The sequence below is a fragment of the Priestia sp. P5_B4 genome, from assembly GCF_056400385.1.
On sequence record NZ_JBFULJ010000259.1, the window covers coordinates 1 to 4,761 of the forward strand.

General features: G+C 38.4%; 4 protein-coding genes. All 4 read left to right on the forward strand.

What is annotated here, in order from left to right:
• On the forward strand, positions 1-595 hold a 595-nt coding region (locus tag AC1DRF_RS16975), incomplete at its 5' end, for a glycoside hydrolase family 68 protein (protein ID WP_477741219.1).
• 97 nt (positions 596-692) lie between these two features.
• A complete protein-coding gene (locus AC1DRF_RS16980; RefSeq protein ID WP_477741220.1) occupies positions 693-2,258 on the forward strand; it encodes a glycoside hydrolase family 32 protein in 1,566 nt (521 codons plus the stop codon).
• A 107-nt stretch (positions 2,259-2,365) separates the two neighbouring features.
• Positions 2,366-2,800 carry a ferritin-like domain-containing protein gene (locus tag AC1DRF_RS16985; RefSeq protein ID WP_013056263.1) on the forward strand — a complete coding sequence of 145 codons (435 nt, stop codon included), beginning with the start codon at positions 2,366-2,368 and terminating at the stop codon, positions 2,798-2,800.
• Positions 2,801-3,101: 301 nt separating this feature from the next.
• Positions 3,102-4,562 (forward strand): MDR family MFS transporter, encoded by a 1,461-nt coding sequence (locus AC1DRF_RS16990; RefSeq protein WP_043979162.1) that lies wholly within the window; start codon positions 3,102-3,104, stop codon positions 4,560-4,562.
• Positions 4,563-4,761: the final 199 nt, after the last annotated feature.

The following is a 4,761-nucleotide window of genomic DNA, read 5'->3' on the forward strand; positions in this document are numbered from 1 at the left end:
ATATAACAGAGCATACTACGGAGGGAACAATCCTTTCTTCCAATCTGAAAAGAAAARGCTTCTTGAAGGATCTAATAAAGAAAAAGCTTCTTTAGCAAACGGGGCTTTGGGCATTATTGAGTTAAATGATGACTATACGCTCAAAAAAGTAATGAAGCCGCTTATTACATCAAACACAGTTACAGACGAAATTGAACGTGCAAACATTTTCAAAAAAGATGGAAAATGGTACTTGTTCACCGRTTCTCGCGGATCTAAAATGACGATTGATGGAATCGGACAAGATGATGTGTATATGCTAGGCTATGTTTCAAATACGTTAACAGGAAAATATAAGCCTTTAAATGATACAGGATTAGTTCTTCATATGGATTTAGATCCTAATGATAAAACATTCACGTATTCTCACTTTGCTGTACCTCAAACAAAAGGCGATAATGTCGTTATTACAAGCTACATGACAAATAGAGGCTTTTATGAAGACAACCACTCTACATTTGCACCAAGCTTCTTAGTGAACATTGACGGTTCAAAAACATCTGTTGTAAAAGATCGTGTTCTTGAGCAAGGTCAGTTAACAGTAGATGAAGACTGAGCGCTTTGCAATAGCAATAAAAGGAAATGGTGATTGTAATCACCATTTTCTTTTGTTTTATTCGATGTAGACAAAAAAGAGAAAGGTTGGGGTTTGTTTGAAGAAAAAAGGTGCTTATAAATGGATAACGCTTGCCGTTCTTTTAGTTATAATAGCCGGACTTATTATAACAGCCGTATCCAAAAAAGAGGATACAAAAGACCAAGGAAAAGAAAAAGAGAATAAAAGTGAATCCACTTATCGCCCGGTGTATCACTTTAGTACGCCTGATAAATGGAAAAATGATCCTCAAAAGCCCATTTATTTTGACGGGAAATATCATTACTATTACTTATACAATCATGATTATCCTAAAGGGAACGGGACGGAATGGCGACATGCAACGTCTAAAGATTTGGTTCATTGGAAAGATGAAGGAGTAGCTATTCCAAAGTATACAAATAAAAATGGCGATATATGGTCCGGATCCGTTGTAGAGGATAAAGATAACACAGCAGGCTTTGGTAAAGACGCAATTGTAGCCATTATGACCCAGCCTTCTGCCGATGGACAAAAGCAAGAACAGTATCTATGGTATAGTACCGATAGAGGAAAAACCTTTAAATCAYATAGCAAAAATCCTATCATGCCTAATCCAGGCACCAAAGATTTTAGAGATCCCAAAGTCATATGGGATAATGAACATGACAAGTGGGTTCTCGTCATGTCAGAAGGTGAAAAAATCGGATTTTATGAATCTTCTAATCTAAAGGATTGGACGTATACGGGAGGATTTGTAACTAAAGACATTGGCATTACCGAATGTCCAGATCTTTTTCAAATGAAGGCAGATGACGGGACAGTTAAGTGGGTTCTCGGGACAAGTGCAAATGGAAAAGAAAGCGGAAAGCCAAACACCTATGCTTATTGGACAGGAAATTACGATGGAACAACATTCACTCCCGATATGGACGAGCCGCAATGGCTCGATCATGGTTTCGATTGGTACGGAGCAGTAACGTTTGAAGACGGTAAAAATAAAGGTTCCTTAGAAAAACGCTACGCTTTTGCATGGATGAACAACTGGGATTATCCAGATAAGACGCCAACGATGAAAGAAGGGTTTAACGGCTTCGATTCAGTAACCCGGGAAATTAAGCTTTCAAAACAAGAAGACGATCAGTACAGCCTGTTATCAAAGCCTGTCGAAGAATTAAATCAGCTAACTGATTCAACAAACTCTGTTGAACAAGTAGAAGTAAACGGAGAGAAAAAGTTAAAGGTAAAAGGTGAAGCTTATCAGCTTGATACAGATATTTCATGGTCAGATGCAGAAAATGTAGGCTTACGACTTCGAGAGTCCGCAGATCAAAAGCGGCACATTGATGTGGGCATTTTTGCAAAAGATAACGTCTCATATGTGAACAGAAGCTATAGCAATCAGCCTGATCAAAGCAAAAAGTATGTGGAAAGCCGTGATTACTTTGATGCAGGCAAGAAAAATGTTCATTTGAAGATATTGGTAGATAAATCAAGCATTGAAGTCTTTGTTGATGATGGAAAAACCGTGCATTCTAGCGAGGTGTTTCCGCGTCACAACGACCAAGGAATTACGCTTTTCTCTCAAGGAGGAACGTCTCTCTTTAAAAATATAGAAATCAAACATCTTCGCCCTCTTCAGTAATTTCCCTAATTTTAAAAAGAAGGAGCAGAATATCGCCTTATTGTGGTTTAGGACTAGATAGAAAGGGTACATGTCTACTAACAGCAAATGAAAGGGTGTTTATTCAAATGGAAGAGAAAATGAGACAACTAATAGAGGGACTTAATACCGATTTAGCGGGTGAATATTCGGCGGTTATTCAGTACACTTACTATGCGTCTACAGTAACCGGCCTAGAATATCAAATTTTAAAACCTTTCTTTGAAGGAGAAATTCCTGATGAGCAAGGACATGCTCTTTATTTATCAGAAAAAATCAAAAACCTTGGCGGTGAGCCAACAACAAAGCCAGCTGAGGTGAAGCACGTCTCAAACGTAACGGAAATGCTTAAAGAAGCGAGCAAGGCTGAAAAAGAAACTATCCAGCGCTACGAAGAGCGTAAAAAACAAGCGGAAGAGTTAGGGTTAACAGAGCTTGTTGTAAAGCTTGAAGATATGATTGCAGATGAAACAAATCATATGGAAGAAATGGAACGTTTATTAAAAGATCCCCGCTTAAGTTGATCATACAAAATATATAAAAGCATCCCATACCAGGTGTTACGGGGTGCTTTTTTGCAATTTAAAAAGGAAATAAAACATCATGTACGCATGTTTCTATCAATGAGAGGAAAGTCATATTTTTGAAATTATCTATCGCTTTGGAAAAATTTATAGTAAAATAATTATTTGGCTGCATATGGCAGCAACTATATGCGGGGCATCACATACATATAAAGGCTAAAAGGGTATCCGTATATTGAAACCGCTTTTATCTTCTATAAGAAAAACCATGGTATGCCCGCAGTTGCAAGGAGAGAGAAAGATGAGGAAACGAATCATGACAGCGCTGCTGCTTGTCACTGTTTTAGCTGCAATGGAAGGAACCATTGTCAGTACGGCTGTTCCAAGAATTACAAGTGATTTGTCGGGCATTGAGCTAGTTAGCTGGGTATATGCCATTTATATGCTGACAACTGCTGTATCTACACCTATATACGGAAAGTTAGCGGATCTATTCGGCCGCAAAAAAGTTATGCTTGTTGGAATCATTATTTTCTTAATCGGATCGATACTTTGCGGACTTAGCTTTTCGATGCAGCAATTAATTGTCTATAGAGCGATCCAAGGGCTGGGCGCCGGGGTCGTTATGCCGCTTACAATGATTATTATTGGCGACTTGTATGAAGAAGCAAAAGAAAGAGCCAAAGCGCAAGGGTGGATTAGCGCAGTTTGGGGAGTTGCGGGAGTTCTCGGGCCTCTTCTTGGAGGATTCTTAGTGGATACGCTGTCTTGGCGCTATATTTTCTTTTTAAATATACCGTTTGGACTAATGGCTTTTTTTGTTCTTTTAGTAAACTATAAAGAAGAAGTGGTAAAAGAAAAACGCTATATCGATTATATTGGAGCGGTGACGTTTTCAGTGGGAACAATTGCGTTTTTATACGCGCTTTTAACCGGAAGTCAGCATCAAAACTGGGGAGATCCGACCATTATAGGGTTATTTGTTCTAGCTGTTCTAACATTCATTGGCTTTATTTATATAGAAAAGAAATCTCCCGAACCTCTTATCCCGCTTGAACTGTTTTCCATTCGAAGTGTATCTGTTATAAACTTATTAACACTTCTTGTGGGATCAGTAGTTATTAGTATTACGGTCTACCTTCCAATTTGGAGTCAAGGAGTGCTGGGGAAAAGTGCAACCGCTGCTGGTTTTGTATTAATGCCTATGCCAGTATGCTGGACGATTGGTTCACTGCTTTCAGGGAATTTAGTAGGGCGTCTTAAAACGCACTCCATCCTTACGCTGGGCACGGCAATTGTAAGTACGGCTTGTTTTATGCTGTTTTTAGTTTCCACTCACTCACCCGTATTTTTAATTTATGTAGCCGTTGGGGTCCTTGGGTTAGGAATGGGTATTATTACGCCTATTTTTATGCTAGTTATTCAATCATCGGTCCCGGCTAGCAAAAGAGGAGTAGCGGTGGCTCTTAATACGTTTACAAATACATTTAGTCAAACGCTAGGTTCTGCGGTGTTTGGTACAATCTTTAATTTAGTGACACTTTCACAAGCAAAGAAATTAGGGCAAGAGAATTTAAATGCTTCGTTTGAGACAGGCGGAGTACCAGCAGAAGAACTGTCAAAGCTGCATGAAATTCTTGCATCAGGTGTGCACATTATTTACAGTGGAACGTTTTTAGCTGCATTACTAAGCTTTGCTGTTTCATGCTTATTAGTAAAAAACGAACATAAAAAAATAAAGACTATATCTATGCAAAAGTAACGAAAGAGGCTGTTGCAAAACCAGTTTAGTTGAAGGATAATCCGAACGAGTTTGATTATGAATCAAACTCGTTCGGATTTTTTATAGGTATGGTGAATGTAGCTTTCACATATTTAGCTATTGAGTGGATTGATTTCGTTATATATCAGTCTCTTCCTTAGAAGAATTATCAAAGAAAGAAAATAAAAAAGATATTGTC

Coding starts and splice junctions, on each gene's coding strand:
- AC1DRF_RS16985 (WP_013056263.1), top strand. CDS start 2,366: ATGGAAGAGAAAATGAGACAACTAATAGAGGGACTTAATACCGATTTA.
- AC1DRF_RS16990 (WP_043979162.1), top strand. CDS start 3,102: ATGAGGAAACGAATCATGACAGCGCTGCTGCTTGTCACTGTTTTAGCT.